Genomic DNA, 26145 nt, shown 5'->3' with positions numbered 1-26145 from the left:
CCCAGCCGAGATCATCTTCACAAGGCTTCGGTCGTCCGCGCTTGGCCACGAGCGGACCGATGATGCGCTGTGGCTGTGTAAGTTCGCGGTTGGTCAGGCTGCGGTGTTGAGGGGGCGTCCGCCCCAGCGGATGCCCTTCTCGCTTCGGATGCGGGCGCGTTCCTTGCGTTCGGCGGCCAGGACCTCGCGGTGGCGGGCGTTGGCGTTGCGCCAGCGTAGATAGGCGTGCAGGGCTCGTGTCTGCACGGGGTGGTTGGGGTGGTTGGAGTTGGCGATGGTGAACTGCCTCAGCGGTCCGAAGTGGGCCTCGATGGGGTTGGCCCAAGAGGCGTAGGTCGGGGTGAAGCACAGCTCGACCTTGTGCTTTGTAGCCAGCGGCGGATGTCGGTGCCTTTGTGGGCGGACAGGTTGTCCAGGATCACGTAGATGGGGGCGCCGTCTGGCCGGGCAGCGCGGATCGACTTGAGCGCGGCCAGCGTGTTCGCGGCACCTTTCTTGCGGCGGTTGACGCCCCACAACATGTCGTCGCCGACCGAGTAGCAGCCGTGGAAGTACCGGACTCCATGGGTGCGGTGGTAGGTGGCCGGCACCCGGTCGGAGTGTTTCCGTTCGGCCCAGCCCGAGCCTGCGGTGGGCCGGATCCCGAGTGGGCCGAACTCGTCGAACGCGAAGACCCGGTCGGGGAAACGGTCCAGGACGTGCTCGATCCGGTCCAGCTTCGCCTCGCGGTCGGGGTCGGTTGATTCCTTCCAGGTCTTGGTGCGCTGGAAGGTGACTCCACGGCGGGCGAGCAGGCCGCGTAACGCCTCGCGGCCGATACGGATCACTCGGCCGTGGACTGTGCGCAGGTAGGCGACGAGTTTGCGTAGCGACCAGCGAGTGAAAGGCTGGCCGAGCTTGGTGGGGCGGGTGGTGGCCGTCTGGATGACGAAGTCCTCGTCGTCATCGCTGAGCAGGCGGGGACGGCCTCCCGCCCACCGAGGGTCCAGGCAGGCCAGGCCGATCTCGTTGAACCGGTGGATCACATCGCGCACGGTGTCCTCGTCGGCCGCCACCAGCTGGGCGATCACCGGCACCCGATTCCCGCCGGCCGAGGCCAGCAGCATCATCGCGCGCCGATAGCGCACCGAGTTGGTGCTGCCCCGGCGCACGATCTGCTGCAGCCGCTGCCCCTCCTGGTCGGTCAGTCTGCGCACACGGACAGGCTCGGCCACCGCGCCTCCAGCGGTCGGATCGGACGTCACCGCACATCCAACCGCCACGACGACCAACCCGGCGAACCTATGCGGTCACAGAACACCGTCAAGTTGAGGACCCGGGTCACCCGCGGAGCTGGCAGCCCCGCAGCGGCCCTGGCCATGGTGTTCAAGCTCACCGAGTCCGCCCAGACCCGCTGGCGCGCGATCACCGCACCCCACCTCGTCGCCCTCGTTCGCAACGGCGCCACATTCCACAACGGCTACCTCGTCGAGCGTCCCGAGGTGAGCGCAGCATGACCAGGCACGGGAACCGCCCACTGCTCTTCCTGGACGTGGACGGGCCGCTCCTGCCGTTCGGTGACGACCCGCAGCGCGATCTCGCGGGCACCGCATCCAACTCGCACCTGGCGCGGCTCAACCCGTGATCGGGCCGCAGCTCGCGGCGCTGCCGTGCGACCTGGTCTGGGCCACCACCTGGGAGGAAGAGGCCAATATCGAGCTGGCACCGCGACTCGGCCTGCCGCAGTTGCCGGTCGTGAACTGGCCAGAGCCCTCAGCCACCCACGAACGCGAAGACCAGTGGTTCGGGCTCCATTGGAAGACCCGAACCCTCGTCGCGTGCGCGGCTTTACCGACCGGCGAGCTCACCGGGACGCGCTCAACCTGGGGCGATGCCTCGCGGTCGTGTCAGGGATGGCCTGCTTCCTTCTCGGATGTCGGGCCCCAGGTAGGCACCCTGAGCCTCGCGGCCACCCGGCGTCACGGCATGCCCGCACCGTGACGCCCCGGCTGCACACTGCGGACGGGCTACGTCATCAACTCGATGTGCGGATGCTCGGGCTTCGCCGGGCAGACGAACAGATGCTGCCGGTAGCCGCTGCCTATCTGGACCCCGGTCGCGTTGTAGCCGCGGTGGCCGGGGTACGGTCCAGCACCTGGGTGGGGGTACGGAGACCAGCTGTTCCCGGAGTCGTCTCCTTCCTCGAACGTGGCGACGGTCATCAGGACCTCCATGCCGGTGCCGCACTCGGAGCAGGGCTGCGGGCTGGGGTCGGTGGAGTCCCAAGCGGGCCAGCCGCCGACCTTCCAGCCGGGTGCGTTGGACAGCACACAGTCGTAGTACGTGTCCGGGTCCATGTCTTCCTCTGCTGCATGCGGCACACTCCACTGCTTGAGCTGCTCCTGCAGTTCTTCGCTCAGCTCCAGATGGTCGGGGTACTCGGTGATCTGCTCCGGTTCGAGCACGCACGGTTCCGGTAGATAGCCGTCGAACTGCACTGCGGGCGGCTCGGGGGGCGTGTCGAGGATGTCGGTGACGGCGGCTGCGGAACGCCAGAAGAGCAGGGTCCTGGGCATGATCGGATGATCGAAGGGGCACCACACAACTTGCAGCAGGTCCTTACCCTCCGGCGGGCTCAGATCGGGCACATCCCGTACGTACAGCTGCGCGACGGGCAGCATCGCTATGGGGCCGTCGTACGACTGGACCGCCAGCCGCACCGGATACGTCCGAGGGGGCCGGATCCGCTCGAGAGTCTCCCGTTCCTCCGGAGTCAGGTCCCGGCCGTGCGAGGCGGCGAAGATCTGTCGTTCCAGCCGCAGATCCGCCGGGGACTGGGCTGGGTTGATGCCATCCACCACATGCGGTTCCTCACAGTGCGGCCACGGCTCCTCAGCGGGCCACAGCAGCGGCCCGCCGATCGAGCTGTCGTGCCACGTCGGCGCCCCAGGGCGGGGGTGCAGGCGGGTCGCCGTGCGGGCCAGCGGAGCCAGTTGGGGAAAGACCGCGGCAACGTCGATCGGCCGTGGCGGAGTGACAGGAGTGACATTCATGGCCGCAATCTTGCCAATCGCCTCTGACAACGGCCCTCGTGGCCGCCCCACGAAGAGCCCCGGCACGGGCGCCACCCGGGAGAGCGCTACCGCCGGTCCGTTGCCGGCAGATGCCCCGCGAGCAGGTCCACGATCGCCGCGTGGATGTCCGTCCACGCGCGCGGTTCGTCGCCTGGCTTTGTTCACGGTCAGCGGTTCTGGCACAACTTCTGTGCTTGTCGTTTAACTTCAGGCGCTCGGTGGGGTCGTGGCAACGGTGACCTGAGCTGTCCAGGACCCGGGTTCCCGGGGCGGATCCCAGGTCACATCGACGTCAGCTTCGTGGAAGTCGTGTGCGAGTCCCACCACCATGGCAGCCACGGCGGCCTGTGCCTCGGCTGGGTCGGTGTTGGCCGCCACGTCGGCAAGGCGTCCGCAGAGCATCCCGCCTTCCTCGGTGAGGACACTGTGGCGCCAGCCTTCCTGTGTCGCCAGGAGGACGATGCTTCTCGGCATGCCGAAGGGAGGCCGTCTCTTCGTCACGCGCTCTCGTCGCACCATGGGGCTATCCAACCTTGTGGGCTTCCTGGAGGGTCGCGCAGGCGGAAGTTCAGGCGCCGCGGCGGGGTTTGGTGCCGACCTTGTGGTGGGCTGGCCGGGCGTATGCCTCACCGGTGGCGACAACCCGCCCGACGTCGTGGCGGGGTGCCGATCGCTGGTTCTTCGATCCTGGTGGCCGGCCCGGACCCGGGCGGGAAGGTTTCGGTGCACCAGCCGGGGAGCCGGTCTTTGTGCGCAGGTTTCTGAACCCTCTGCGGACCCGGGCGGGCGTGAGCTTGTTTGGCGGGGTCGGCTTCTCCCAGGGCCGACGAAGGTCGGTGGCCAGCGGGCGGGCGAGGCGGAGCTGGGCGAAGGCGACGATCACCAGCCACGTCCACCGGTCGGCGGCCTCGGAGCTGCGAAGCCGGGGCTTGGTCCACCCGAGTGTCTGCTTGAACAGGCGAAAGGTGTGCTCCAGGTCGAAGCGGCGGAGGAAGGACTGCCAGCAGCGGTCGACGTCCGCTTCAGTGGCGCCGGTGCCCGACCACCACAGCCATACCGGCTTGTTGACCCCACCACTGGGCAGCTTCTCCACGGCCAGGCGGATGACGGTGCCCTCGATGACGGGCAGCGGCCCCTCATGGCCGAGCCATGCCGCCCGTCGGGTCAGCCGCGGATGCAGCCGGTCCCACGCCTGCGCGGTCGCCTTCCCATAAAGTCGCGTGTCCGTGGCCGTCACGGCCTGCTCGGCGCCCCAGGTTGCGGGGTCGCCGAAGATGAACTCGCCGCCGTGCTTGGGCGGTCGGCCACCCTTGGGGTTGGCCAGGCTGAACTCTTTGCGGGAGGGTGTCGGACGCCGCATCACCCGATCTGAGCGGAGCCGGCCGAGGATCTCGACCGGCAGCCCGGCGAGCAGGTGGGCAATGCGCGGAGCGTCGTATCCCGCGTCCAACACGACCAGGACCTCGGGGTCACCCGGCCGCCACTGGCCGGCGGCGACCAGCCGCTCGACGACCTCGCGGACCTGCACCGTGGTCACCGCGGCGACATCGGCTCCTGGCTCCAGGCGGACCGCGTCCAACACCGCCGTCCAGGACGTGCGGCCGGTCTCCAACGCAGCGACCACCGAGTACGGCCAGCCCGGCACCATCTGGTGCTTGCCCTCACCCCGGCCGAACGTGTGGCAAAAGGCCCGGTCAGCACACGTGTTGGCGTCTGGACGCAGCCACGGCGAGACATCCACCGCCAGCACGAGACGACCGTCCGCTGCCCTCGGCAACGGCACCTCGACCAGGGCCCGACGCAGTCGGACGACGTCGATCCGTCCGTGGTTGAGTCCGCCGTACAAAGCCCCGTGCCCACGACGGTGTTCCGGCGCGAGCGCCAGGTCGACCAGCGTCCGCACCGGCCCGTCGGTGCACAGCAGGGCGTCGCATAACTCGAACAACGCGTCGCCCCGGGCGGTCAGACACGCGTACGACTCCGTCCGGAAGCGTGAGACTTCCGCGAACGCATCCCGCAGGACGCCTTGATGCTCCAGACTCACGACCACGGCCTTCGCGCTGATCCACTCTGTGACGGAGCACAGGATCAGACGGAGGCCGTCCTCCCGTCCGCTGAACTGCGAAAACGCCGACCAAGTTCGAGCCGCGTTCGACGCCGGACCTTAAATGACAAGCTGTGGACCTGTTGCGGAGCGTGACTGGTGACGGCCCCGGTGGCGTGCGCCGGTGAGCGATCGTGCAGGCTGGACACATGGCCAGTCGCGTTGAGAAGTACCTCGCCCATCTTGATCGACTTTCCGGAGGAAGGGAGCCCCGCTTCTTCCCTGTCGAGTCGACCAAGCAGGGGCTGCGGGGCGTGACGGAGATCGTTTACGACAACCTGCCGGACGGGCTTCTCACGGCGCTCACCTACGGCTTGTCGCTGGCGGAGCATCCCGATTGGCAGCACGGCTCGCCGGAACTCTGCCTCAGCGTGAACTCGACCAACGTGATCTGGGCCCCGCCGTAGGCTTCCTCGCCGAGCAGCTCCGTGGAACTGCCCATTCAGTTGCGGCAGCACGATCAACTTCGGTGAGCGCATCGTGCCCGAGTCAGAGATGACGGCATTCTGCGTGTTCGCGCCGCTGGTCCTCGACAGAGACGACTACCTGGGCATCGACGTCGGCATTCCGGGACACGAGGGCCACGACGTGATCAACATCCAAGGGATGTACCCCATCCAGGGGCGCTGTCACGTTGGTGGGATGATCTTCTGGTTGATCGTGTTGGAGGGGGCTGTCGTGGGGGCCGTGTCGCCGTCGTACAAAGGTCACCGGTACCCGGTCGAGGTCATCTCCCACTGTGTGTGGATGTATCACCGCTTCCCGCTGTCGTTCCGCGAGGTCGAGGAGCTGATGCTCGAGCGCGGGATCGTCGTCTCCTACGAGACGGTGCGACGCTGGTGCGGCAAGTTCGGCCAGGCCTACGCCAACGCGCTGCGCCGCAGGCAGCCACGGCCCGGTGACAAGTGGCACCTGGACGAGGTCTTCATCAAGACCAACGGCGCGCAGAAATACCTCTGGCGGGCTGTCGACCAGGACGGCATGGTGCTGGACATCCTGGTGCAGAACCGGCGGGACAAGACCGCGGCGAAGCGATTCTTCCGCCGACTCCTCAAGACGGCAGGCGCGGTGCCGCGGGTGGTCGTCACCGACAAGCTCCGCTCCTACAGCGCGGCCCACCGCGAGGTCATGCCCTGCGTCGAGCACCGGCAGTCGAAATACCTGAACAACCGGGCCGAGAACAGCCACCAGCCAACCAGGCAGCGCGAACGCGCGATGAAAGGCTTCCGAAGCACCGGCGCAGCCCAGCGGTTCCTGTCCGCATTCAGCGGTATCTCGCCCCACTTCCGGCCCCGCCGCCATCTGCTGCCCGCACACGACTACTGCGCCGAGATGACCGTCCGCTTCGCAATCTGGGAGCAGATCACCGGAGTCGCCGGCCTCGCCACCGCGGCCTGAGCGCAGCCCGGAACCGGGCTCACCACGCCGCGACGCACCATCAGACACCTACCCACCCAACAACGTGACAGCGCCCTGCCAACGCCTCCTGCCGGGCATCGCGATGCAGCAGACTCATCATCACGGCCTTCGTGCTGGACGTGTGTGTTCCTTGGTCGGAGCACATGTTCAGACGAAGGCCGCTTCTACGTACCGCAGTTACCGGACCGAGTGATCAAGTTCGACACACCATTCGACGCCGAAGGTTAAAGATCAAGTTAGGTGTTGCGATAGATGTTGCGCGAAGTGTTGCGGTAGGTGTTGCGCCGGCCTCCGCAACGCCCTGGAGTCTGCCCAGGTCACTACAGGCGTACGGCGTGGTCGGGCCGCTGACATCCCCGTTGCGCACCCCTTCGCCCATGCCCTGGCTGGAGTTGAGGATGAGGGAGGGGCGGGATGGGCGGGATGGGCGGCGCGGCCGCGGCCGGGGACCGAGGCGTCGCTCGCGGTTGCGCGTGGGCCGGGGCTGCCGCGCCTGTGCCGCCGTCAGCGCGGCGGCGAGGTCCAGCGGGAGACGTCGGCAGGGGAAAGGACGGGGCGGGCACGGTGCAGGCCTGCGGGGTGGCGCCACCGGCCGGAGGCATCACGGGCGACATCGACGCCGACTTCCACCACCAGCTCGGGTTCCGCCCGCGTGACGTCCAGTGTCACCCGGCTGCCCCACCCGGCGGAGACCGACCAGCCCGTCCACGGATGACCGTGCCGGGCCGGAGCGAGTAACCCGGCGACCGTGCTGCTCACCGCCTGGTTTCTGGAGACGTCGCGGTATGGCAGTCGATTTGGGCGTGCGACGCCGATGACCTGCGGGCTTATGAGCGGGTGCGGTTGTGGAGTGGCGGGCCGGGTGCTGTGCCGGTGGGGACGTGGAACCGGGCGGTGGCGGCGCTGGACAAGTGGGTGGCGTGGTCACTGGATGCAGGGCTGCTGAAGCGGGCTCCGTTCCGGTATGTCGACAAGACGGTGATGACGCCGGCCGGCCCTCGCCGGGTCCACGTGAACGCCGAGGTGGAGTCAGATCCGCAGGACGAGCCGTTGCGGTTCGTGTCCTTCGAGGACTACCTGTTGTGGCGGAACGCGGGACTCCGTGGGGAGTTGCCGGAAGGCGGCGCTGATCCGGCGTGGCGGGGGCGGCATGGTGAGCGCAACGCTCTGTTCGCCGATGGTCTTGTTCGCAGCGGGATGCGGCTGGGCGAGGGGGCCTGCCTGCTGGTGCCTGAGGTGCCCCCGCCGGGCGGGCCGGGGGAGTTCAGGGTGGCAGGGGCGGTGGCCAAGCCGCGCAAAGTCCGCCGGGTGTTCCTGCCGCCGCGCAAGGTGCGCCAGGTTCACCAGTTCCTGGCCGTGGAACGCGATGCAATCGTGGCCCGCTGCACTGCGCAGGGCCGCTTCAGGCCTGCGGCTACCGCCCCCGGCGGCGCGTACACACTGAGCTACGTCCCCAGCGGCAAAGCGCTCGATGTGAACGGCTCCTCCTCGACCGTCGGGCTGCAGCTTCAGCAGTGGACATCCACCGGCGGCACCAACCAGCAGTGGTACCTGCGACCGACCGGCGACAGGTACTGCACCATCGTCCGCCACGACAGCGGGCTCGTGGCGGACGTGTACGGCTGGGACACCGGCGACGGGGGCGAAGGCCGTGCAGTACACCGCCGACGGCGCCAACCAGTAATGGCGGCTGGTACCGGCGTGATCCGTTCCCGACCGTCGCCCGTATCCTGACGGCTGCGGATCCCCCAGGCCGCTGACGACTGGCCAGCGGCCTGGGACGGGTGCCGCTGGTGTGCCGCTGCCTCGGTGCGTTGCTCGGCTCCCGGTAGCGGCGGGTCCTTCGGCCGCTGGAGAACGGCATGGGCACGCCAGGATCGAGGACCCGGACGCTGGGCTGAGGTCGGGAACGGCCGCTCGCGCCCGGGCTCAGCCGGTTCGCCAGGCCGACTCGAGGGCCGTCCGGTTGGCGCGCAGGAGATCGTCCAGGTCCGTCTCGTAGAGCGAGTCCGGCACCTTGTCGGAGAAGATCTCCAGGACGCAGGGGCCGCGGTAGCCCACACCGTGGGCGGCGTGCAGCAATTGGCCCACCGGGATGTCGCCGGTGCCGACGCTGCGCCGGTCCATCCGCGAGCGGGGTGTGCGCCAGTCGCTGACCTGGAGCAGGAACAGGCGGTCGGGAGCGTCGGCGAGGCGGGGGACGAGGTCCGGATCCTGCCACAGGTTCCACAGGTCGAGGCAGACGCCCACGTTCTCCCGGTCGGCCTCCTGGACGATGTCGAGCGCCTGCCGGTAGGTCCAGATGGCGGTCTCCGCGTTCAGCAGGACGGGGTTGAGGGGCTCCAGCGCGATGCGTACGCCGTGGTCGGCGGCGATGTCCGCCAGTTCGCGGTGATGGGTGACGACATGGTGGATCGCCTCGTGCAGGTTTCCGTCGGGCGCCGGCCCGGTGTTGGTGACGAAGACCGCACCCGGGGCGAACGGTGCGATCAGCTCTATGCTGCGGCGGAAGCGGGCCAGCCGGTCGCGCCGGCCGACGGGGTCCGGCTGGGTCTCGCTGGGGAACACGGTCCGTACGACGGGCTGGACCGAGCTGATCGGCAGTCCCGTACCGGCGACCGAGGCGAGTTGCGCCTTGGCGAGGTCATGGTCGTGGTGGAGCTTGGTCTCGCACAGCTCGATCGCTTCGACACCGAGGTCGGCGTAGCGCGTCAGGTCCTCCTCGAAGGACCAGGGCATGGTGGTGAACTGGTTGACGCCGTAGGGGAAGGCGAACGGAGGTGCGGGGCTGTTCATACGAGTACCTCCGTGTCGTTCCTGCTGTCGGTCAGGAAGCCGGTGACCGTCCGGTGGAACTTCTCCGGCTCGTCGAAGAAGAGCGCGTGGCCGCTGTGCTCGAAGAAGACGGTCCGGGCACCCGGGATCGCCTCGCCGACCCAGGCCGGGCCCTGCCAGGGGAACACCTGGTCCTGACGTGCCACCAGGACCAGGCTGGGCAACCGGATCGTGGGCAGCAGGTCGCGCCAGTCGTGGCGGGTGTGGTCGGCCATCAGCGCGTTGCGTGCGTACGGGGGTGACTTGGCCATCTCGGCCAACAGCGACTCCCGTTCCTGCGGCGTGGGTTCGGTGGCGAGGATGGTGTCGATCTGGTCCTCGTCGAAGGCCGGGGGATCGCAGGTGAGCTGCGTCTGCAGGGCGGCCAGGGAGGGTTCGTCGTAGCAGGTGGCGTGTGCGTGCTTCCAGTCCGGTGCGTAGTACTGGCGGGGTGCCTGCTCGACGTACACCGCGCGGGCCAAGCGGTGGCTGCCGAACAGTTCCAGATAGCTCCAGATGACCGGGCAGCCCAGTGACCAGCCCAGGACGGTGACCTCGCGCAGGTCGAGTGCTTCGAGGAGGTCGAACAGGTCCTTGGCCAGCCTCGACACCCGGTAGCCATGGCGGGGTTTGCCGGAGTCGCCGTGACCGCGCAGATCGACGGTGATGACGCGGGCGTGTTCGGCGAGGGCGTCCAGGTTGCGGGTGAAGAAGCGGCCGCTGAACCCCCAGCCGTGGATCAGGACGAGAGGGGGGCCGCAGCCCTGGTCCTCGTAGTGGATCGTGACGCCGTCGCTGGTGGTGATGTCGCCCATGGCTCTCCTTCGACGTGGGTGTGTTGCGCCGCACGGTGTACGCGTCAGCGCTGGGGCGCCGGGTTGTTTCCCGGAGTGCTCGTCTCAGTGCCGCCCCGCGCCCGGCCCCGGCGGCACCGGCGAAAGGCCCTCACCGAGCGCGGCCACGGCGGCGGCCCCGTGCCCCGACGCGAGCAGCGGCGTGCGGATGTCCTGCTTCAGGTCGGGCAGGTAGCCGAGGAGGACATCGGCGGGCCCGTGGATGCGTACGCGGCCCAGCGCGGCCGGCAGCAGCAGGCTCCGGGCGCGCCCGAGCCGCTCGGACCGGCCACCGGACTCCACGGTGACCGGGGCACCGGCGTTGCTGACGACCAGCGCGGTGGAGAAGTCGTGCACCAGCGGGGCTGTGGTGCCCGCCCGCCACCGCTCCAGGGCGAAGTACGGGCCGGCGCACAGCACGGTGCGCTCCACCGCGTCGTCGACCTGGACGCTCAAGCCGGAGTGGAACTCGGGGCGTGCTCCAGGACGCCACTCGTCGAGGAGCCGCCCGAGGTTGCTGTGCCACTCCTCGTCGTCCAGTTCCGAGCCGTCCTCCATGCGCCGGCGCATGGCGTGCTGCTGGATGTCGGACGTCTGCTCGATCTCGTGGACCAGGATGCCGGGGCCGAAACTGTGCAGGGTGCCGCCGGGTACGTAGACGGTCTGCCCGGCCCGCACCGGAAGCCGGCGCATGACCGCGTCGAAGTCCTGGGCGAGCAGGGCCCGGTGCAGCGTGTCCCGGTCCACACCGGCCTTCACCCCCACCAGTGCGGTGGCCCCCGGGGCCGCGTCGAGGACGTGCCACGCCTCGGTCTTGCCGTGGGGCTCGCCCTCCAGCCGGCGCGCCGTTTCGTCGTCGGCGTGAAGATGGACCGGGAGGGCGCCGGTGGCGTCGATGAACTTGGTCAGCACCGGGAATCGCGGGCCGCGCCACCCGCGCCCCACGAGTTCGTCGGGGTGGTCCTCGACGAGCCGGCGCAGCGGGCGTCCGGCCAGCGAGCCGTCCGCGACCCGCGCTCCCTCGCCGTCCACATCGCTGACCTCCCAGGTCTCGGCGACCGGGCCGTCGGGCAGGCCGGTACGACCCAGCCGTTCGGCGAGTGCCCGGCCGCCGAAGACGTGCTGCTTGACCGGGGTGGTCAGCCGCAAGGGGTACCAGTCCACGAGTCGCTCCTAATTCCTGATGATGCGTCAGAAAATGAACGTCAGAGGATGGGCTGGCCGCCGGTGACGGCGATGCGCGCACCCGAGACGTAGGCGGCCTCGTCGGAGGCGAGCATGACGTACACGGGGGCGAGTTCGGCGGGCTGTCCGGCTCGTCCCAGTGGCGTCTGTCCGCCGAAGTCCTCGACCTGTTCGGCCGGCATCGTGGCGGGGATCAGCGGCGTCCAGATGGGCCCGGGGGCGACGCTGTTGACCCGGATGCCTCGCTCCGCGAGCGACTGGGACAGAGAGCCGACCATGTTGGCGATGCCCGCCTTCGTCGCGTTGTACGCGAGCAGGCCAGGCGGCGGCGTGTCGGAGTTCACCGAACTGGACGCGATGATCGACGCCCCCGGCTTCATGTGCGGCACAGCCGCCTTGCAGAGGTGGAACATGGCACTGAGGTTGGTCGCCAGCGTGTGGTCCCACTCCTCGTCGGGGATCTCCTCGATCGAGTCGCGGAACATTTGGAACGCCGCGTTGCTGACCAGGACGTCGATGCGGCCGAACTCCTCGACGGCCCGTGTCACCACCTCTCGGCAGTGGGCCGGATCGGACAGGTCGCCCGGCAACAGGACCGCCTTGCGGCCGGCCTCCTCCACCCAGCGCGCCGTGTCGCGGGCGTCGTCGTCCTCCTCGTTCAGGTACGAGATGAGAACGTCAGCGCCCTCGCGGGCGTAGGCGATCGCGACGGCCTTGCCGATGCCGCTGTCGCCCCCGGTGATCAGGGCTGTCTTCCCGGCCAGTCGGCCCGATCCGCGGTAGCTGTGCTCACCGTGGTCGGCCCGGGGCCGCAGGGCGGCCTCGGCGCCCGGAGGCTGTTGCTGCTGTGCGGGCTTCTCCATGGGGACGTACCTCTCTTTCCTTGCGTTTTCCGTCCGCGTGGCAGGGCTCGTGCCTGCCCGCTCCCGGCCGGGGACCCACCGCCTCGGGCCACGGGACCGGCCGGGGGGCGCCCCGAGCGGGCGGGGACCGACTCACCGGGACGGCGATGGTGGTGCCGTCGGGCCTGAGTTGACGCTCACATCGACGGAGCGGCAGAAGAAAGGGGCGACGGCGCGCCCCTGCCCTGTCGAGCGGGTAACCCGGGTGCGTGGGGACAAACGGGTCCTGACGGCAAGCGCGGTCATGGCGTGCCGTGCCACAGCCGGGTATGCGTCCGACCTGCTTGAGCACAACGTCCACGACATCGACTGAGAGGTCGTTCTCTTTCCGAACCTTGTGTGCGGATTCCGCTGGTCAGACATGAGATTGCAGCTGACGCGGAAGTCTCGGCTCGGTGCCGGCCGAGGTGTTATGGGGTGGCGGATGCCGTCGATGCGGGCGGTTCTGGATCGATGCGGGCGGTTCTGGAAGCGCGGCGGAAGGCCGCAGTGGTGCGGGTGGAGGAGCTCGAAGCCGAACTGGAACGGGTGCGGACGGACTTGGCGGACGCCCAAGAGGTACTCAGGCACCGGGTGATCGGCCTCGAGCAGTATCTGGAAGCGCTGGCCGAAGACGAAGCGCCCGCTGCGGTGGTCGGCGATTCGCCGCAGAGGAAGCCGGTAGGACCGCGACGAGCGGTGCCGCATCGGGGTAGTCCCGGACCAGGCGTCGGCTGCGCAGGAGCCAGGCGAAGGATCTTTCGACGACCCAGCGGCGGGGCAGTGCCTGGAAGCCGCGGACGTCCTCGCGGCGGCGGACGACCTCGAGGACGATCCCGAGGTGGGCGGTGGTCCAGTCGGTGAGGTGGCCGGTGTAGCCGCCGTCGGCCCAGACCCGCGCCAGCCGCCGGAAGCGGCCGGCTGCCGCTGGCAGAAGTGCCCGGGCGGCGTCCCGATCGGTCGTGGACGCCGGCGTGACCAGCACGGACAGGAGAAGCCCGAGGGGGTCGGTGAGCAGATGCCGCTTGCGCCCGTTGATCCTCTTCCCGGCGTCGAAACCCCGCGAGGTGTGGGCGACGGTGGCGTCCGCCTTCACCGACTGCGAGTCCACCACGGCTGCACTCGGGTCCGGTTCACGGCCCTCCGCCCGGCGGACTGCCTGGTGCAGACGCTCATGCAGTTCGCTCACCAGCCCCGTATCCCGCCAGCGGGCGAAGAAGGCGTAGACGCGCGGCCAGGGCGGGAAGTCGGACGGCATCGCCCGCCACTTGATGCCGCTGTCGACGAGGTAGCGCACCGCATCGATCATCTGACGGTGGCAGTAGCCCTCCGGTCGGCCGCCCCGGCCGGCCGGCCGGGGCGGCACCGGCAGCAGATCCCGCACCAGAACCCACTCGGCATCGCTCATGTCCGAGCCGTACCGAGGTCGGCGATCTGGCCGGTCGACCGCGTTACCGAACCTGTGGGCGAGACAGTCACACCCACGAGTGGACGAACTGGACTCGGCAACCGTGACCACGCGAAACTTCGACAACAGGGCCTCCTGCTTCTCGCTGGACTCGACCTCCGCGAGCTACCAAGAGGCCCTTCTTCCATGCCTCCGCACCCGACAACTCGACCGAACCAGGCCTCTGTTCGAACCCCACCGACCACAGGGCCTGATAGAGAACAGCCAGTTACAGACAGCCTGCCCGAGCACAGCCGCCGGCGACGGGTCCGTACGCGCGCGTGAGGCGGCCCGCACGAGGTCCAGGCGCGCAGCAAAGCCGGCCGCGGCCGGTCCGTCGCACCGGCAAGCCGGTATCCCTTTCCGGACGCCCGATCAGGAGTCGTAGCGCTGGGGCACGACGGCCGTCCGTCACGGCGAAGCCGGCATCGGCCGGAGCGAGACGGTCTCGCCAGGCGCGCACGAGGGTGCCGAAAGCGGAGCGGGAGGAAGCCATGGGTTCATTCTCGCCGCGCGGCCCAGGGTGAGCCTGGGTACTGCCAGTCCTAGTGACGGGGACGGCACTGGTTGGCGGTGGCGCGAGCGGTGAACGTGGACGTGTGACCGAGCCGGACGCCATCGGCCAAGCAGTGAAGGAGCCTTCCATGAAGGACACCATCGTGATGACGGGCGCGAGCCGCGGGATCGGCCGCGTCGCCGCCGGGCAGATCGTGCACCGGTCGCCGGACGTGCACCTCCTCGTCGTCGCCCGCGGATCCTCCGGCGCACAGCTCGCTGCGGAACTCGCTACGGGCGGGCACACGGTCTCGCACGTCTGAGCGGACCTCGGCTCGCTGGACCGCGTCCGCTCGGCCGCCACCGAGATCCGTGACCGGCTCGATCGCGGTGACCTCCCGCCGCTGCGCGGCTTCGTGGGCAACGCGGGCATGCAGTACACGAACGCGCTCACCGAGACACCCGACGGGTTCGAGTCCACCTTCACGGTCAACGTGCTCGCCAACCACCTGTTCGTCCGCCTGCTCCAGGACCGCTTCGCCGCTCCCGCCCGGATCGTGATCACCGCCAGCGACACCCACTTCGGCGACTTCAAGCACAACATGGGCATGGTTCCCGGCCCGGCCTGGAAGTCCCCGGACGTCCTCGCCCGCACCGGCGCCTTCCCCAACCCGGACACCGTGGTCGCCGGGCGCACCGCGTACTCGACGAGCAAGCTGGCCGCGATCTACCTCGTGCACGAGTACGCGCGCCGCCTTCCGGCCGGGATCGACGCCGTCGCCTACAACCCGGGCTTCGTCCCCGGCACCGGCCTCGCCCGCAACGCCGACCCCGTCTCCCGGTTCGCGATGCGGCGCATCCTGCCGGTGATGACCCTCACCCCGTTCGCCACCAGCCGCAACGCCGCGGGCCGCTACCTCGCTGACGTCGTCCTCGGCACGCCCCAGGCGCCGACCGGCTCCTACGTCGACCGCAGCCGTGTGGACCGCTCGTCGGAGGAGTCCTACAATCCACGGCGTGAAGGCGAACTCTGGGATGCCGCTGAACGGTTCACTGCGGCGTGAGCAGCCAGGACGGATGCGCTCGCAGGTGACGTGGTGAGCGGTTCACCCCGCTAGAGCGAGCGGTGACCGAATGGCCTGACTGGAAGCAGTGAACACGACTCCTGATGATCAGGGTTGTAGAAGCCTTTGATCATGAACAGGGGTCGCGTTCGCATGTCGTCTTCCCTGATCGGTGTCCTGCGGCGCCACTGCGCAGACTTCGACTCCACCTGCCCGGATCCGGAACTGCCGCGGCTCACCTGCCTGGCGGACGTGTTGGGTCGGATACCCGATCCCCGCCGGGCCCGAGGCCGCCGCTACCGTCTGGGCTCCCTGCTCGCGCTGTGCCTGGTCGCCAAGGCGGCCCTTGAGGGCCGCTGGAAGACCTGCGTGAACTTCTTCGCCGGCCCCAAGCTCCTGATCATCGACGAGCTGGGCTACCTCCCGCTGCCCGTTCCAGGTGATCAACCAGCGGTATCTGAAATCGAGCACGATCCTGACGACCAACGTCGGGATCGCCGACCGGGCCGGTGCCTTCGGCGACGCAACGGTCGCCGCCGCGACTCTCGATCGGCTCCTGCACCGGTCCGCTCTCGCAGGCATCGACGGCCCCTCCTACCGGCTGCGCGGCCACCAGAACCAGGCCGAAGCCATCCGAGCCGGGGTGAACGCCCGTGCCTCCTGACCCCATTCGCGACACCACCGAGGCCGAAGCCGACATGGCTCGTCACTGCCCGGTCTGCGAGACCGTCTTCACCGTCGCCACCGCGACGAGTCGGCGGGTCTTCTGCTCACCCACCTGCAAGGAAACCAACCGCAACAGGAAACCAGCCCAACAGACCTGCCCGGTCTGCGAGAGCGAGTTCACGACCACGGTCGCCCGCCGACGGACCTACTGCTCCGAGGAATGTCGCGCCACCGCCCGCACCAGCGATGACGTTCGGGAAAGGCGCATCTGTCCCGTCTGCGACGGCCTCTTCGAAGCCCTCAAGACCACCCGCCAGATCTACTGTTCCCCAAGCTGCCGCAAAGTCGCTGAACGCAGACGCCACCAGGCCCGAGATGAAGACCGGGCCCGCCGCCTCGGCGAAACCACAACCTTGCCACCGCTGCCCGAGCTGCCGCCTCCACCCAGATCTCTCAGCCGATCCCCGTCGCGTCAGCCCGCCGCGGAACGTGATCCGCTGCAACCCACCGCGGCCCGGAACTGTCCGCACTGTCACCAGCCGGTCACCATCGTCGCACTCCTCGCGACCCCCGAGGCCGCCCGACCCTCCGTCCCCACCACCAGCCCCGACATCGTTCCACTGCGAAGGACCCCATGACTGTCATCCACCGACCGTCACTGATCACCGGGCCCGCCGACCTGACGGTCGGCGGGCCCACACAGTGCTCCTCGAACCCCACCCTCCCCACATGCTTCAACTGCCAACGAACTGAGGCGAAGAGCACCGCTGGCCGTTTTCAAGGCTGTGGCGGATATTCCGTGACGGTGGAGGCTGATCACCAGATCAGATCTTGTGGCGGTGGGGCCTGTCACACCCTCTGGCTAAGGTGATCAATCGCTCGAAACATACGAGGGCACAGCGTGTGCCGGGGGAGGATGAGCGTCGTGCGTGGCGGCATTCAGTGGCTCGTAGAGCAAGATGACTGGCAACACAGCGTGGTTTTTGCACGGGGCGTCACGCCCGAGGAGCTGGGCCTGCGTATGGGCGGCGTACGTGGTTCCGTCGTTTCGCCGATCACGGACTCTGAGGCATGGAACATGGTTCTCGACCTGTCGACGGCCGACGATGATGTCGTGCGCGTCGGTGCGCACGGTGGGTGGTCCTTCGCCGTTGAATACGGGCTGGGGGACGGTGCGCAACGACTCGTCGACATTTCCCGGAACGGGGTGGAGGTGGTTCACCTCCACCCTTCCGTGGACCATCCGCCGGCGATGTTCTCCTATGCAAGAGACGGCGTGGACGTCTGTAGCTTTGGGATCGGGGAGGAGTGCTGGCGGTGGGGCGTCCAGCCAGACCTCCTGCTACCTGAGCTGGTCGCGGCCGGGGTGCTGCACTCCGACGGCGAGTACGCACGGCCGCAAGACGAGTCCTACCGGGACCGGGACCGGCACACACTGGCGATCATAGAGACCCAGTTCGGTCTTTCCCTCCCCCGTGATGTATGGGAGGGCGAGCGCCTGCTGGCCTTCGTCATCGCCTAATACTCCAGTCTCACTTCGCGATCTTGTCGCGGGCCCAGCTGGGAACAGGGGCGGCCACCGCGTGATCATCGGGGGTTGTGTGGACTCCTGAAGATCGTGTAATGGCCGCAGGCCATAGCGTAGACCCTGCCCGCTGGCAGGCGATGTTCGACCAGGCCATGGCTCGGATCGCGGGCAAATTCAAGCGAGTTGAGCCCCGGGCCGCGGCCCGCGCCTACCTGCTCGGGCTGCTGTCGAGCGTCGAACGCAAAAACTGCTGGCAACTGGCCGAGCAGGCGGGCCATACGCGGCCTGGGCCGATGCGGCGTCTGCTGCGCTACGCCCGCTGGGACGCCGATGCTGTCCGCGACGACTTGCGCGCCTACGCCGCCGAACACCTCGGTACTGACGGCAGCGTTCTCGTTGTCGACGAGACCGGCTTCCTGAAGAAGGGCCGGTCTTCGGCAGGAGTGCAAAGACAGTACACCGGCACCGCGGGACGCATCGAAAACGCCCAGGTCGGCGTGTTCCTCGCCCTGGCCACCCGCCGGGGACGGACCCTGATCGACCGGCGCCTCTACCTCCCCGAACACTCCTGGTCCAATGACTCAGAACGCCGCACCGGGGCCGGGATACCCGAGACGGTGCAGTTCGCCACCAAGCCCCGTCTGGCCTCGGAGATGATCGCCGCTGCGCTGGACGCCGGGATCACCGCCTCCTGGGTGACCGGCGACGAAGCCTACGGGCAGGACCCCCAGCTCCGCGCCGCCCTTGAGGCACGCGGCACCGGCTACGTCCTGGCCGTCGCCTGCTCGATGCGGGTGAAGATCAACAACGGCCGTACTCCCGTCCGCGCCGATACCGTCGCCAGCCGTCTGCCCGCCACCGCCTGGCACCGTCAGAGTGCCGGAAACGGCGCGAAAGGCCCGCGATACTACGACTGGGCCTGGATCCACATCGGCACCAGCAGTCATCGGCACCTGCTCATCCAACGTAACCGGTCCACCGGTGAACTCGCCTTCTACCTGTGCTGGTCACCCACCGAAGTGCCCCTGTCCGAACTGGTCCGGGTCGCCGGTGCCCGCTGGAGCGTCGAGGAGTGCTTCCAGGCCGCCAAGAGCCAGGTCGGACTCGACCACTACCAGGTCAGGCACTGGACCTCATGGCACCGGCACATCACCCTCGCCATGCTCGCCCTGGCCTTCCTCACCGCCCTCGCCGCCGGCGCGGCCCCCGAACTGCCCGCAGACACGAACCGCTTCATCCGCAGCCGCGATCCGATCACGCTGACCGTCCCGGAGATCCGACACTTACTCGTCGCCGTCTTCGCCCCACCAGCCGTGACCGTGGCCAGGCTGCTGCACTGGTCCAACTGGCGCCGACGCCACCAGGCGGCAGCCCGACGCAGCCACTACCGACGACGAAGTGCCGGCGAACCGCGGGATAGCTCACCAAATCGCCGGAGTACTGATTCCTGATAGGCCCTCACCTGAGGCCCGCACGACGGAGGGATGCCCGCCAGCTCGGGAAGGGGGCTCGAACGGTGGTGGGGCAATGCGCGCGTCGTGAGGTAGGCCGACGCCGGTCAGACCTGGGTGTGGAGGGGGCCCGAGTTGCAGATGATCGCGTCGGTGAGTGCCTGGGGCAGGTCGAAGGGGTGGCCGGTGGTCTCGGCATAGGCGCGCGGTGCAGGTTGAGGACGATGCGTTCCCCGTCGGGCAGGACGGGGCCACGTGTGTACGGCGGGGCCGGAGCCGTGGGTCACGAGGGGGCGATCATGCCGGCGGAGAGGTCGATGTCCGCGCCGCAGAGTCCGGGCATGGCGAGCAGCGCCACCAGGGCCTTCGCCACCTCGTCCTCCTCCACCAATCTGCCCAGGGCCGCCCGTGACGCGAACGCCCGCTCGGCCTCTTCCGGTGTGCTGCCCGTCAGTTCGGCCTCCAGCCGGAAGTTGCGGTCCATGCGCGGGCCGCGCACCGGGCCGGGGGAGAGGGAGTTGACGGCGACACCGTGGGGTCCGACCTCAGCGGCGAGGGTGCGGGTCAGGCCCAGCAGGGCCATCTTGGAGGCCGTGTAGGGGGTGCGGTTGAGGAGGGGGCGTTTGCCGCTGACCGAGGCGATGTTGACGATGTCACCACGGCCGGCCCCGATCATCGAGGGAAGGAAGGCCCGGCACATCAGGTAGACACCGCGTACGTTCGCGGAGAAGACCCCGTCCCACTCGTCGGGTTCGACCTCGGTGAGAGGCTTCACCGGGCCCGCGACGCCCGCGTTGTTGACCAGGACGGAGATGTCCTCCTCGGCGAGCGTGTCCGTGAGTGCCGTGACCGACGCCGGGTCCGACACGTCGCACACCGCGGTGCGGGCCGTGCCACCCTCCATGGCCACACGGCGAGCCGCACCGGAGAGGGCCTGCGCGTTGCGGCCGACGAGGATCACCCGGGCCCCGGCCTGTGCGAGCGCGAGGGAGAAGGCCCGCCCGAGCGGGCCCCCTCCGCCGGTGACCAGTGCCGTACGGTCCCGCAGGGGCAGGGTGGTCATGCCCGCACCGCCCAGGGCAGTTCGTCTCCCGCGGCCTTGGCGGCCCGTACGTCGCCGGACCGGGCGTGTCCCTCGAACAGCTCGATCCGGGCGGCCCGGCCGCAGAGCCGGCCCAGCAGGGCCTGCGACTCGGTGTCCGTGACCTCCTGGTAAGTCACCGTCTTGAGGTACTTGCCGACCCACAGACCGCCGGTGTAGCGGGCGGCGCCGCGCGTGGGCAGCACATGGTTGGTGCCGATGACCTTGTCGCCGAAGGACACGCAGGTGCCCTCGCCGAGGAACAGCGCACCGTACTGGGTCATTCGCTCCAATGCCTCGCGCGGGTCGGCGGTGAGCACCTCCACGTGCTCGTACGCGAACTCGTCGGCCAGCGTGTACAGCTCGTCCACGGAGTCCACCACGATCACCTGGCCGTGGTCCCGCCACGCCGGCTCCGCGAAGTCCTTTGTCGGCATGCCGGGCAGCAGCCGCTCCACCTCGGCGATGGTCCGCTCGCCCACCTCGCGGGAGGTGGTGATCAGCACGGCGGGGGAGTCGGGGCCGTGCTCGGCCTGGGAGAGCAGGTCGACGGCGCAGATGAACGGGTCGGCATCAGCGTCGGCCAGCACCAGGATCTCGGTGGGGCCGGCGAACAGGTCGATGCCGATCTCGCCGAACAACTGCCGCTTGGCCTCGGCGACGTACGCGTTGCCCGGCCCGGCGATCAGGTCCACCGGTCGCATGGTGTCGGTACCGGCGGCCATCGCGGCGACGGCCTGGACACCGCCGAGCAGCCAGATCTCGTCGGCGCCCGCCAGGTGCGCGGCGGCGACGGTCGCGGCGGGGACCTCGCCGCGGATCGGCGGGGTGCAGGCGACGACCCGGGGCACGCCCGCGACCTTCGCCGTGACGATGGTCATGTGGGCGGAGGCGGTCAGCGGGTAGCGGCCCCCGGGGATGTAGGCGCCCGCGGCCTGGACGGGGATGTGCTTCTGACCGAGCTTCACGCCGGGCAGGGTCTCCACCTCGAACTCGCCCAGGGAGTTGAGTTGGTGGCGGGCGAACGTGCGCACCTGCTCCTGCACGAAGCGGATGTCCTCGATGACCTGGGCGGGCACCGAGGAGACGATCTCCTCGATCTGCTCCGGTGACAGCCGGAAGGACTCCGGGCTCCATCCGTCGAACTTCTCGGAGTACTCGCGCACCGCCGTGTCGCCGCGTTCGCGGATGTCCGCGATGACGTCGGTGACCGTGGCGCGCACGGCGTTCAGATCGACGGCGACCTGTTCCTCGGAAACGGCGGTCTTCAGAAATGTCTTCGCCATGGTGGCGCCTTTCTCGGATGCTTCGGGGGGCGTTTGGCCAGAGGGGGCGGCGGGTGCTGATCACATCCCGGTCACACGGGCGGGGCCTCGAACAGCACGTCAGGGTCGTTGAACTGTTCCTTGGCCACCGACTCGCTCATCGGGTCGGCGGTGCCCCACTGGTCCTGCGTCTGCGGATCGTCCACGTCGTGCCGTCCGGGGTGCCACAGGTCCTCCTCCAGGACGGCGAGTTCCGTGGTGTACTCGACGGTGTTGCCGTGCGGGTCGTGGAAGTAGGCGAAGGTGTTGTCGCCCGCCAGGTGGCGGCCGGGCCCCCAGGTCAGCCGTGTCCCGGCGCGCAGCGCCCGTCCGGTGCCGCGCATGTACTCCTCCACTCCGCGCATCTCGAACGACGCGTGGTGCAGGGAGACATGGGGGCCGCGCGCGATGGCGAAGGAGTGGTGCAGCGGGTTGCACCGCATGAAGTACATGAGGTCACCCATGTGCTGCGAGAACAGGGTGTCGGAGAGCCGGAAGCCCAGGTGCCGCGCGTAGAAGTCCCGAAGTCCTGCCGGATCGGTGGAGTTCACCACGCAGTGCGAGAGCCGGACCGGGACCGCCTCCCTCTCCTCGATCTTGCGGTGGACCCTGTTCTCCACGTCCGCGGAGACCTCGACGACCCTCCCGTCGGGGTCGAAGAACCGAAAGCCGTAGCCGCCTCCCGGAGTGTCCATGGCGCCCGGTTCGCTGACCAGCGGGACGTCCGCGGTGCCCAGCCGTGCGGCCAGCTCGTCGACATCGGATACCGAGGCGGCGCCGAAGGCGACCAGATCCATGCGCTTGCGCTGGTCCTTGCGGATGCGGACGACGTACTGCTCGGGGCTGCCCTCGGCCGCGAAGAACGCGATGCCGCTGTCGTTGGCGATCTCGGTCAGTCCCCACACCTCGGAGTAAAAGGTGCGCTGCTGGTTGAAGTCGGGCACGGCCAGGTCGAAGTGACGCAGATGTGTGATGGGCTGGAAGGCGTCGGAAGAAGTCGAGGTCATCGGATGCTCCTGACGGTGTTGCGCTGGTGCCCGAGGCCGGTGATTTCGGCCTCCATGGCGTCGCCGGGCGCCAGGAACACGTTCCAGTGGGCGCCATTGCCGGCCGGCGAGCCGGTGAGCAGCAGGTCTCCCGGGCGCAGGGTGCTGGTGGTCGAGGCGTAGGCGATGAGCCGGGGGATGTCGAAGATCATGTCCTTCGTCGACTCGTCCTGGCGTACGACTCCGTTGTGGCGCAGGGTGATCCGGAAGTCGGACGAGTCGCCGACGAAGCCGGCCGGCACCAGGAACGGCCCGGTCGGCAGGAAGGTGTCGGCGTTCTTGGCGGTGAACCAGTCGGTGCCTATGGCCTTCAGATCCGGGCGGTAGAGCCGGTCACGGGTCGTGATGTCGTTGCAGATGGTGTATCCGGCGACATACGACCACGCGTCCTTCGGGGCGATGTTCCGCCCTTCACGGCCGATGACAAGCGCGAGCTCCAGCTCCCAGTCGTGTCGCTCGCCGAGTTCAGGCAGCACCACCTCGTCGTAGGGGCCGCACATCGCGCGCGGCGAGCCGAGGAAGATGTACGGCACGCCGTTGCGGGCGCGTTCGTCCATCATCTTCTCGGCGTCGGCCCGCGCCGCGTCCGGGGTGGCCCCGTGCACGCTCTCCTTCTCGGCCGCGACCAGATCCACCACGTGACGCCGGTAGTTGGCACCCGACTGGAGGATCTGGCCGGGCTCGATCGGGGCGTGCACGCGCAGGTCGGCCAGGTCGTGCCAGGCGGCGTCCGGTGTCTGCGGTTCCTCGGCGAGAGCGGCCAGCCGCGGCAGCACCCCGTCCCAGTCCTCGACCAGCGCACGCACCGACGCCGCCACGTGCGACAGATCGCGCACCCGGGTGGCGGTGACCAGTCCCGGGAACGGATCGCCGTCATCGCGGCTGAAGGTGCCGAGCGCGAACGGCCCGGCGTGCAGGGGTAGACGATCAGGCACGAGCGACTCCTCGTCCATGGGTGACAGGGGAAGTGACAGGAAACGGGATGCGGACAGGGCATCCACTGGGAACGCTAGGCATCAGCGAGTGCCCGGCGGAAATGGTCATCGGCGATGCCAGCCATCACGTTCAGCCACTACTGCCCGTCACCCCAGATCGCGCATGGTCCCCGGCTGGTCCATCGCCGTAGGGCATGGATGACGTGCTGATTCGCGATGCCCGAATCCGTTGACCGCGCGGTCGCCACTCACGGAGGGTCATGCAACGCAGACCCGACGGCGGGCGTTGGGTGTGCTGGACCGTCGCACCCGGAACGTCAGGAGAATCTGGTGATCGTCGAGCACGCGGAACTGGCCGTATCGGCCGGCCAGGAGCAGCAGTTCGAGGCGGCCTTCGCCGAGGGACGCAAGGTTCTGGCCGAGGCCGACGGCTTCCGCTGGGCCGAGTTGCTGCGCTGCGAGGAGCGGCCGCAGACCTACCTGCTGCTCGTCGGCTGGGACAGCGTCGAGGCGCACACCGTCGGTTTCCGCAGCTCCGAGCGGTTCCAGCGCTGGCGTTCCTTGGTGGGCCCGTACTTCGACAAGGCCCCGGTCGTCGAGCACTACAGCGAACTTGCGGACCGCTTCACCGGCTGACGGACTGGCCTTCCCATAGCTCTCATCTCACACGGCAAGGAATGCCCATGGCAGTGGACAAGGTGCTCGTCGTCGGCGGCGGCATCACCGGAAGCGTGCTGTCGCTCGCGCTGACGCAGCGAGGCGTCGACGTCGACCTGGTAGAGATCTCACCTCGGTGGTTCGGAGTCGGCCACGGCATCACCCTCCAGGGCAACGCGCTGAAGGCGCTGCGCTCGGTGGGCGTCCTGGACAAGGTGCTCGCCCGGGCGGTGCCCTACGACGGTCTGCGACTGCGCCAGGCGGACGGCGAGCTGATCACCGATCTTGCGGTCGCCCACACCGGCGGACCCGACCTTCCCTCGACGGCCGGCGCGCTCCGCTCCGACCTTCAGAACGCCCTGTGCGACGCGGTGTACGCCCAAGGGGTGCACGTCCGGCTGGGCCTCACCGTCGAGCGGTTGGAACAGTCGACCAGCCGTATGGAGGTGACCTTCACCGACGGCACCACGGGGAGCTACGACCTGGTCGTCGGCGCGGACGGCATCAAGTCGCACATGCGCTCCCTGATCGGCATCACCGTCGAGCCGCGCCCGGTCGGCATGTCCATCTTCCGGGTGGTCGCCGACCGCCCGGCCGAGCTGGACTGCCACGAGGTCTACTACGGCGGCCCCCGCTACAAGGCCGGCTACAGCCCCATCGCCCCGGACAAGTGCTACGCCTACCTGCTGGACGAGAACCTGGACGCCTCTCTGGTGGGTCCGTCCGCCCCGGTGTCCCTGCTGCGTGAACGCGGCGAGGGATACGGCGGCACCTGGGGCAGGCTCATCGCCGCGCTGCCCGACGACACGGCGGTCGACTACCGCTGGATCGAGACCGTGATGATCGACGAGCCGTGGTACCGGGGGCGGACGATCGTGATCGGTGACGCGGCGCACGCGTGCCCGCCCCTGGTCGCGCAGGGCGCGGCGATGTGCGCCGAGGACGCGGTGGTCCTCGCGGAGCTGCTCGTCGGTGACGACCCGGTCGAGATCGCGCTCAAGGCGTTCATGGCACGGCGGATGCCCCGTGTGCGGATGGTGCTGGAGAACTCCCTGAAGCTGGCCGAGTGGGAGATCAACCCGGAGACGCCGGGAGCCCACCCGGCCCGGCTGATGACCGAGACCCTCGACGCGCTGCGGGCCCCGGCATGATCACGCCTGTCGTGGACTTCCACGGCCACTTGGCCGTCCCCGCAGCGGACGAGCTGTGCGCCGGTACGGACGGACTCGCGGCCGAGTTCGCAGCCGAGCAGCGGGCGCACGCGCCCGAGTCGCTGGCGGCCAACCGCGCCCAGTTGTCCCGGCTGCGGCCCAAGCTGACCGACGTACGGGCAAGGCTGGCGGACCTCGACGCGATGGGCGTCGACATCCAGGTGGTCGGTCCGATGCCCATGCACCACTACTGGGCCGGCGAGGACCTCGCGCAGCGCCTGGCCCGTACCACCAATGAGGCGGTCGCCGCGCACTGCGCGCAGGCTCCGGAGCGGCTGTGCGGCCTGGGCACCGTGCCGCTGCAGCACCCGCACCTCGCGGTGGAGCTGCTTCAGGAGGCGGTCACCGGACTTGGGCTGTACGGGATCAGCGTCTCCACCTCCGTCGACGGCCGCGAGCTGGCCGACCCTGCCCACGACCCGGTGTGGGCCAAGGCCGAGGCGCTGGGTGCGGTGGTGTTCGTCCACCCGTGGGGCTGTTCCCTCGGAGAACGGCTCGCCGTCCACTACCTCGGCAACACCGTCGGCCAGCCCGTGGAGACCACCGTCGCGCTGTCCCGGCTGATCTTCGGCGGCACACTCGACCGCTTCCCGGGGCTGAAGCTGGTCGCCGCGCACGGCGGCGGCTACCTGCCCACGTACATCGGCCGGTCCGACCACGCATGGCAGGTACGCCAGGACGCGCGGGGCTGCGCCCACCCGCCGAGCACCTACCTGCGGCGCATGTGGTTCGACGCCTTGGTCTACACGCCCCGGGGACTGCGCCACCTGGTCGAGGAGGCCGGTGCGGACCGTGTCGTTCTCGGCACCGACCATCCCTTCGACATGGGCGTCGAGGACCCGGTGGCGCGCCTGGACGCCGCGGGGCTGGCCCCGGGGGCCCGGGCCGCGATCGCCGGCGGCAACGCCATGGACCTGCTGGGGACGGTCCGGCGGGCACCCACCCCCACCCACCACTGAGCACGGGAGAGA

The 26145-nt window shown here is 69.2% G+C and carries 24 protein-coding genes and 5 pseudogenes; 14 read left to right on the top strand and 15 right to left on the bottom strand.

The window, feature by feature from the left end; all coding sequences use genetic code 11:
- Positions 1 to 93: 93 nt before the first annotated feature.
- A pseudogene (locus AC067M_RS38055) lies at positions 94 to 1214 on the bottom strand (IS630 family transposase).
- Between the two features lie 84 nt (positions 1215 to 1298).
- Here AC067M_RS38055 and AC067M_RS38050 point away from each other — a divergent pair.
- Both AC067M_RS38050 and AC067M_RS38045 read left to right on the top strand, forming a co-directional pair.
- Positions 1299 to 1496: pseudogene (locus AC067M_RS38050) on the top strand (IS256 family transposase); the annotation flags it as partial.
- Positions 1493 to 1980: pseudogene (locus AC067M_RS38045) on the top strand (HAD domain-containing protein). The pseudogenes AC067M_RS38050 and AC067M_RS38045, both read left to right, overlap by 4 nt.
- Before the next feature lie 26 nt (positions 1981 to 2006).
- Here AC067M_RS38045 and AC067M_RS38040 read toward each other — a convergent pair.
- The 3 genes from AC067M_RS38040 to AC067M_RS38030 form a co-directional block, all read right to left on the bottom strand.
- On the bottom strand, positions 2007 to 3032 hold the full coding sequence (locus AC067M_RS38040) for a hypothetical protein (protein ID WP_478701583.1): 1026 nt from the start codon (positions 3030 to 3032) through the stop codon (positions 2007 to 2009).
- A 228-nt stretch (positions 3033 to 3260) separates the two neighbouring features.
- The gene (locus AC067M_RS38035) at positions 3261 to 3554 is read right to left on the bottom strand and encodes a hypothetical protein (RefSeq protein ID WP_478701582.1); all 294 of its coding nucleotides are present in this window, start codon (positions 3552 to 3554) and stop codon (positions 3261 to 3263) included.
- 67 nt (positions 3555 to 3621) lie between these two features.
- Positions 3622 to 5097 carry an NF041680 family putative transposase gene (locus tag AC067M_RS38030; protein ID WP_478701581.1) on the bottom strand — a complete coding sequence of 492 codons (1476 nt, stop codon included), beginning with the start codon at positions 5095 to 5097 and terminating at the stop codon, positions 3622 to 3624.
- A 209-nt stretch (positions 5098 to 5306) separates the two neighbouring features.
- Here AC067M_RS38030 and AC067M_RS38025 point away from each other — a divergent pair, with 209 nt between their 5' ends.
- Together AC067M_RS38025 and AC067M_RS38020 are read left to right on the top strand one after the other, a co-directional pair.
- Positions 5307 to 5564: a hypothetical protein gene (locus AC067M_RS38025; RefSeq protein WP_478701580.1), complete on the top strand. Its 258-nt coding sequence runs from the start codon at positions 5307 to 5309 to the stop codon at positions 5562 to 5564.
- A gap of 235 nt (positions 5565 to 5799) precedes the next feature.
- On the top strand, positions 5800 to 6555 hold the full coding sequence (locus AC067M_RS38020) for an IS6 family transposase (RefSeq protein WP_478701606.1): 756 nt from the start codon (positions 5800 to 5802) through the stop codon (positions 6553 to 6555).
- 525 nt (positions 6556 to 7080) lie between these two features.
- Here AC067M_RS38020 and AC067M_RS38015 read toward each other — a convergent pair.
- The gene (locus tag AC067M_RS38015) at positions 7081 to 7335 is read right to left on the bottom strand and encodes a hypothetical protein (RefSeq protein WP_478701579.1); all 255 of its coding nucleotides are present in this window, start codon (positions 7333 to 7335) and stop codon (positions 7081 to 7083) included.
- 135 nt (positions 7336 to 7470) lie between these two features.
- Between AC067M_RS38015 and AC067M_RS38010 the strand changes: the two genes are divergently transcribed.
- A complete protein-coding gene (locus AC067M_RS38010; protein WP_478701578.1) occupies positions 7471 to 8310 on the top strand; it encodes an RICIN domain-containing protein in 840 nt (279 codons plus the stop codon).
- 195 nt (positions 8311 to 8505) lie between these two features.
- Here AC067M_RS38010 and AC067M_RS38005 read toward each other — a convergent pair whose 3' ends face one another.
- From AC067M_RS38005 to AC067M_RS37990, 4 genes are all read right to left on the bottom strand, one after another.
- A complete protein-coding gene (locus AC067M_RS38005) occupies positions 8506 to 9372 on the bottom strand; it encodes a sugar phosphate isomerase/epimerase family protein (protein ID WP_478701577.1) in 867 nt (288 codons plus the stop codon).
- Positions 9369 to 10205, bottom strand: coding sequence for an alpha/beta fold hydrolase (locus AC067M_RS38000; RefSeq protein ID WP_478701576.1), 837 nt, complete (start codon positions 10203 to 10205; stop codon positions 9369 to 9371). Before AC067M_RS38000 ends, AC067M_RS38005 begins: the two co-directional genes overlap by 4 nt.
- An 84-nt stretch (positions 10206 to 10289) precedes the next feature.
- Positions 10290 to 11387 carry a type I phosphomannose isomerase catalytic subunit gene (locus tag AC067M_RS37995; RefSeq protein WP_478701575.1) on the bottom strand — a complete coding sequence of 366 codons (1098 nt, stop codon included), beginning with the start codon at positions 11385 to 11387 and terminating at the stop codon, positions 10290 to 10292.
- Between the two features lie 41 nt (positions 11388 to 11428).
- A complete protein-coding gene (locus tag AC067M_RS37990) occupies positions 11429 to 12271 on the bottom strand; it encodes an SDR family oxidoreductase (protein WP_478701574.1) in 843 nt (280 codons plus the stop codon).
- Between the two features lie 492 nt (positions 12272 to 12763).
- Here AC067M_RS37990 and AC067M_RS37985 point away from each other — a divergent pair.
- Positions 12764 to 13000, top strand: a pseudogene (locus tag AC067M_RS37985) (hypothetical protein); the annotation flags it as partial.
- Positions 13001 to 13061: 61 nt separating this feature from the next.
- Here the strand turns inward: AC067M_RS37985 and AC067M_RS37980 are convergent.
- A pseudogene (locus AC067M_RS37980) lies at positions 13062 to 13697 on the bottom strand (IS5 family transposase); the annotation flags it as partial.
- A gap of 683 nt (positions 13698 to 14380) precedes the next feature.
- Between AC067M_RS37980 and AC067M_RS37975 the strand changes: the two are divergent.
- The 3 genes from AC067M_RS37975 (at position 14381) to AC067M_RS37965 (ending at position 15959) form a co-directional block, all read left to right on the top strand.
- Entirely contained in the window at positions 14381 to 14554 is a 174-nt protein-coding gene (locus AC067M_RS37975; protein ID WP_478701573.1) for a hypothetical protein, read from the top strand.
- Positions 14555 to 14662: 108 nt separating this feature from the next.
- On the top strand, positions 14663 to 15295 hold the full coding sequence (locus AC067M_RS37970; RefSeq protein WP_478701572.1) for a Rossmann-fold NAD(P)-binding domain-containing protein: 633 nt from the start codon (positions 14663 to 14665) through the stop codon (positions 15293 to 15295).
- 439 nt (positions 15296 to 15734) lie between these two features.
- On the top strand, positions 15735 to 15959 hold the full coding sequence (locus AC067M_RS37965) for an ATP-binding protein (protein WP_478701571.1): 225 nt from the start codon (positions 15735 to 15737) through the stop codon (positions 15957 to 15959).
- A gap of 42 nt (positions 15960 to 16001) precedes the next feature.
- Here AC067M_RS37965 and AC067M_RS37960 read toward each other — a convergent pair whose 3' ends face one another.
- Complete coding sequence (locus tag AC067M_RS37960; RefSeq protein ID WP_478701570.1) at positions 16002 to 16142, bottom strand: hypothetical protein; 141 nt, start codon at positions 16140 to 16142, stop codon at positions 16002 to 16004.
- 735 nt (positions 16143 to 16877) lie between these two features.
- Between AC067M_RS37960 and AC067M_RS37955 the strand changes: the two genes are divergently transcribed.
- Positions 16878 to 17483, top strand: a complete 606-nt coding sequence (locus AC067M_RS37955) for a DUF6461 domain-containing protein (RefSeq protein ID WP_478701569.1) — start codon at positions 16878 to 16880, stop codon at positions 17481 to 17483.
- A gap of 143 nt (positions 17484 to 17626) precedes the next feature.
- On the top strand, positions 17627 to 18940 hold the full coding sequence (locus AC067M_RS37950) for an IS701 family transposase (protein WP_478701605.1): 1314 nt from the start codon (positions 17627 to 17629) through the stop codon (positions 18938 to 18940).
- A gap of 283 nt (positions 18941 to 19223) precedes the next feature.
- Here the strand turns inward: AC067M_RS37950 and AC067M_RS37945 are convergent, their stop codons facing one another.
- The 4 genes from AC067M_RS37945 to AC067M_RS37930 form a co-directional block, all read right to left on the bottom strand.
- Positions 19224 to 20003 carry an SDR family NAD(P)-dependent oxidoreductase gene (locus AC067M_RS37945; RefSeq protein WP_478701568.1) on the bottom strand — a complete coding sequence of 260 codons (780 nt, stop codon included), beginning with the start codon at positions 20001 to 20003 and terminating at the stop codon, positions 19224 to 19226.
- Complete coding sequence (gene hisD / locus AC067M_RS37940) at positions 20000 to 21307, bottom strand: histidinol dehydrogenase (protein WP_478701567.1); 1308 nt, start codon at positions 21305 to 21307, stop codon at positions 20000 to 20002. Before hisD ends, AC067M_RS37945 begins: the two co-directional genes overlap by 4 nt.
- Positions 21308 to 21378: 71 nt before the next feature.
- Positions 21379 to 22332 carry a VOC family protein gene (locus AC067M_RS37935; RefSeq protein WP_478701566.1) on the bottom strand — a complete coding sequence of 318 codons (954 nt, stop codon included), beginning with the start codon at positions 22330 to 22332 and terminating at the stop codon, positions 21379 to 21381.
- Entirely contained in the window at positions 22329 to 23306 is a 978-nt protein-coding gene (locus tag AC067M_RS37930) for a fumarylacetoacetate hydrolase family protein (protein ID WP_478701565.1), read from the bottom strand. Before AC067M_RS37930 ends, AC067M_RS37935 begins: the two co-directional genes overlap by 4 nt.
- A gap of 330 nt (positions 23307 to 23636) precedes the next feature.
- Here AC067M_RS37930 and AC067M_RS37925 point away from each other — a divergent pair, with 330 nt between their 5' ends.
- From AC067M_RS37925 to AC067M_RS37915, 3 genes are read left to right on the top strand one after another with little or no spacing between them, the layout of a single operon-like run.
- Positions 23637 to 23942 carry an antibiotic biosynthesis monooxygenase family protein gene (locus AC067M_RS37925; RefSeq protein ID WP_478701564.1) on the top strand — a complete coding sequence of 102 codons (306 nt, stop codon included), beginning with the start codon at positions 23637 to 23639 and terminating at the stop codon, positions 23940 to 23942.
- Between the two features lie 47 nt (positions 23943 to 23989).
- On the top strand, positions 23990 to 25114 hold the full coding sequence (locus tag AC067M_RS37920; RefSeq protein ID WP_478701563.1) for an FAD-dependent monooxygenase: 1125 nt from the start codon (positions 23990 to 23992) through the stop codon (positions 25112 to 25114).
- The gene (locus tag AC067M_RS37915; RefSeq protein ID WP_478701562.1) at positions 25111 to 26133 is read left to right on the top strand and encodes an amidohydrolase family protein; all 1023 of its coding nucleotides are present in this window, start codon (positions 25111 to 25113) and stop codon (positions 26131 to 26133) included. Before AC067M_RS37920 ends, AC067M_RS37915 begins: the two co-directional genes overlap by 4 nt.
- The last annotated feature ends 12 nt before the right edge of the window (positions 26134 to 26145 follow it).

It is taken from the genome of Streptomyces sp. NPDC043427, assembly GCF_056436655.1.
The sequence above is the reverse complement of the archived record's forward strand: the minus strand, read 5'-3'. Positions and strand labels throughout refer to the sequence as shown.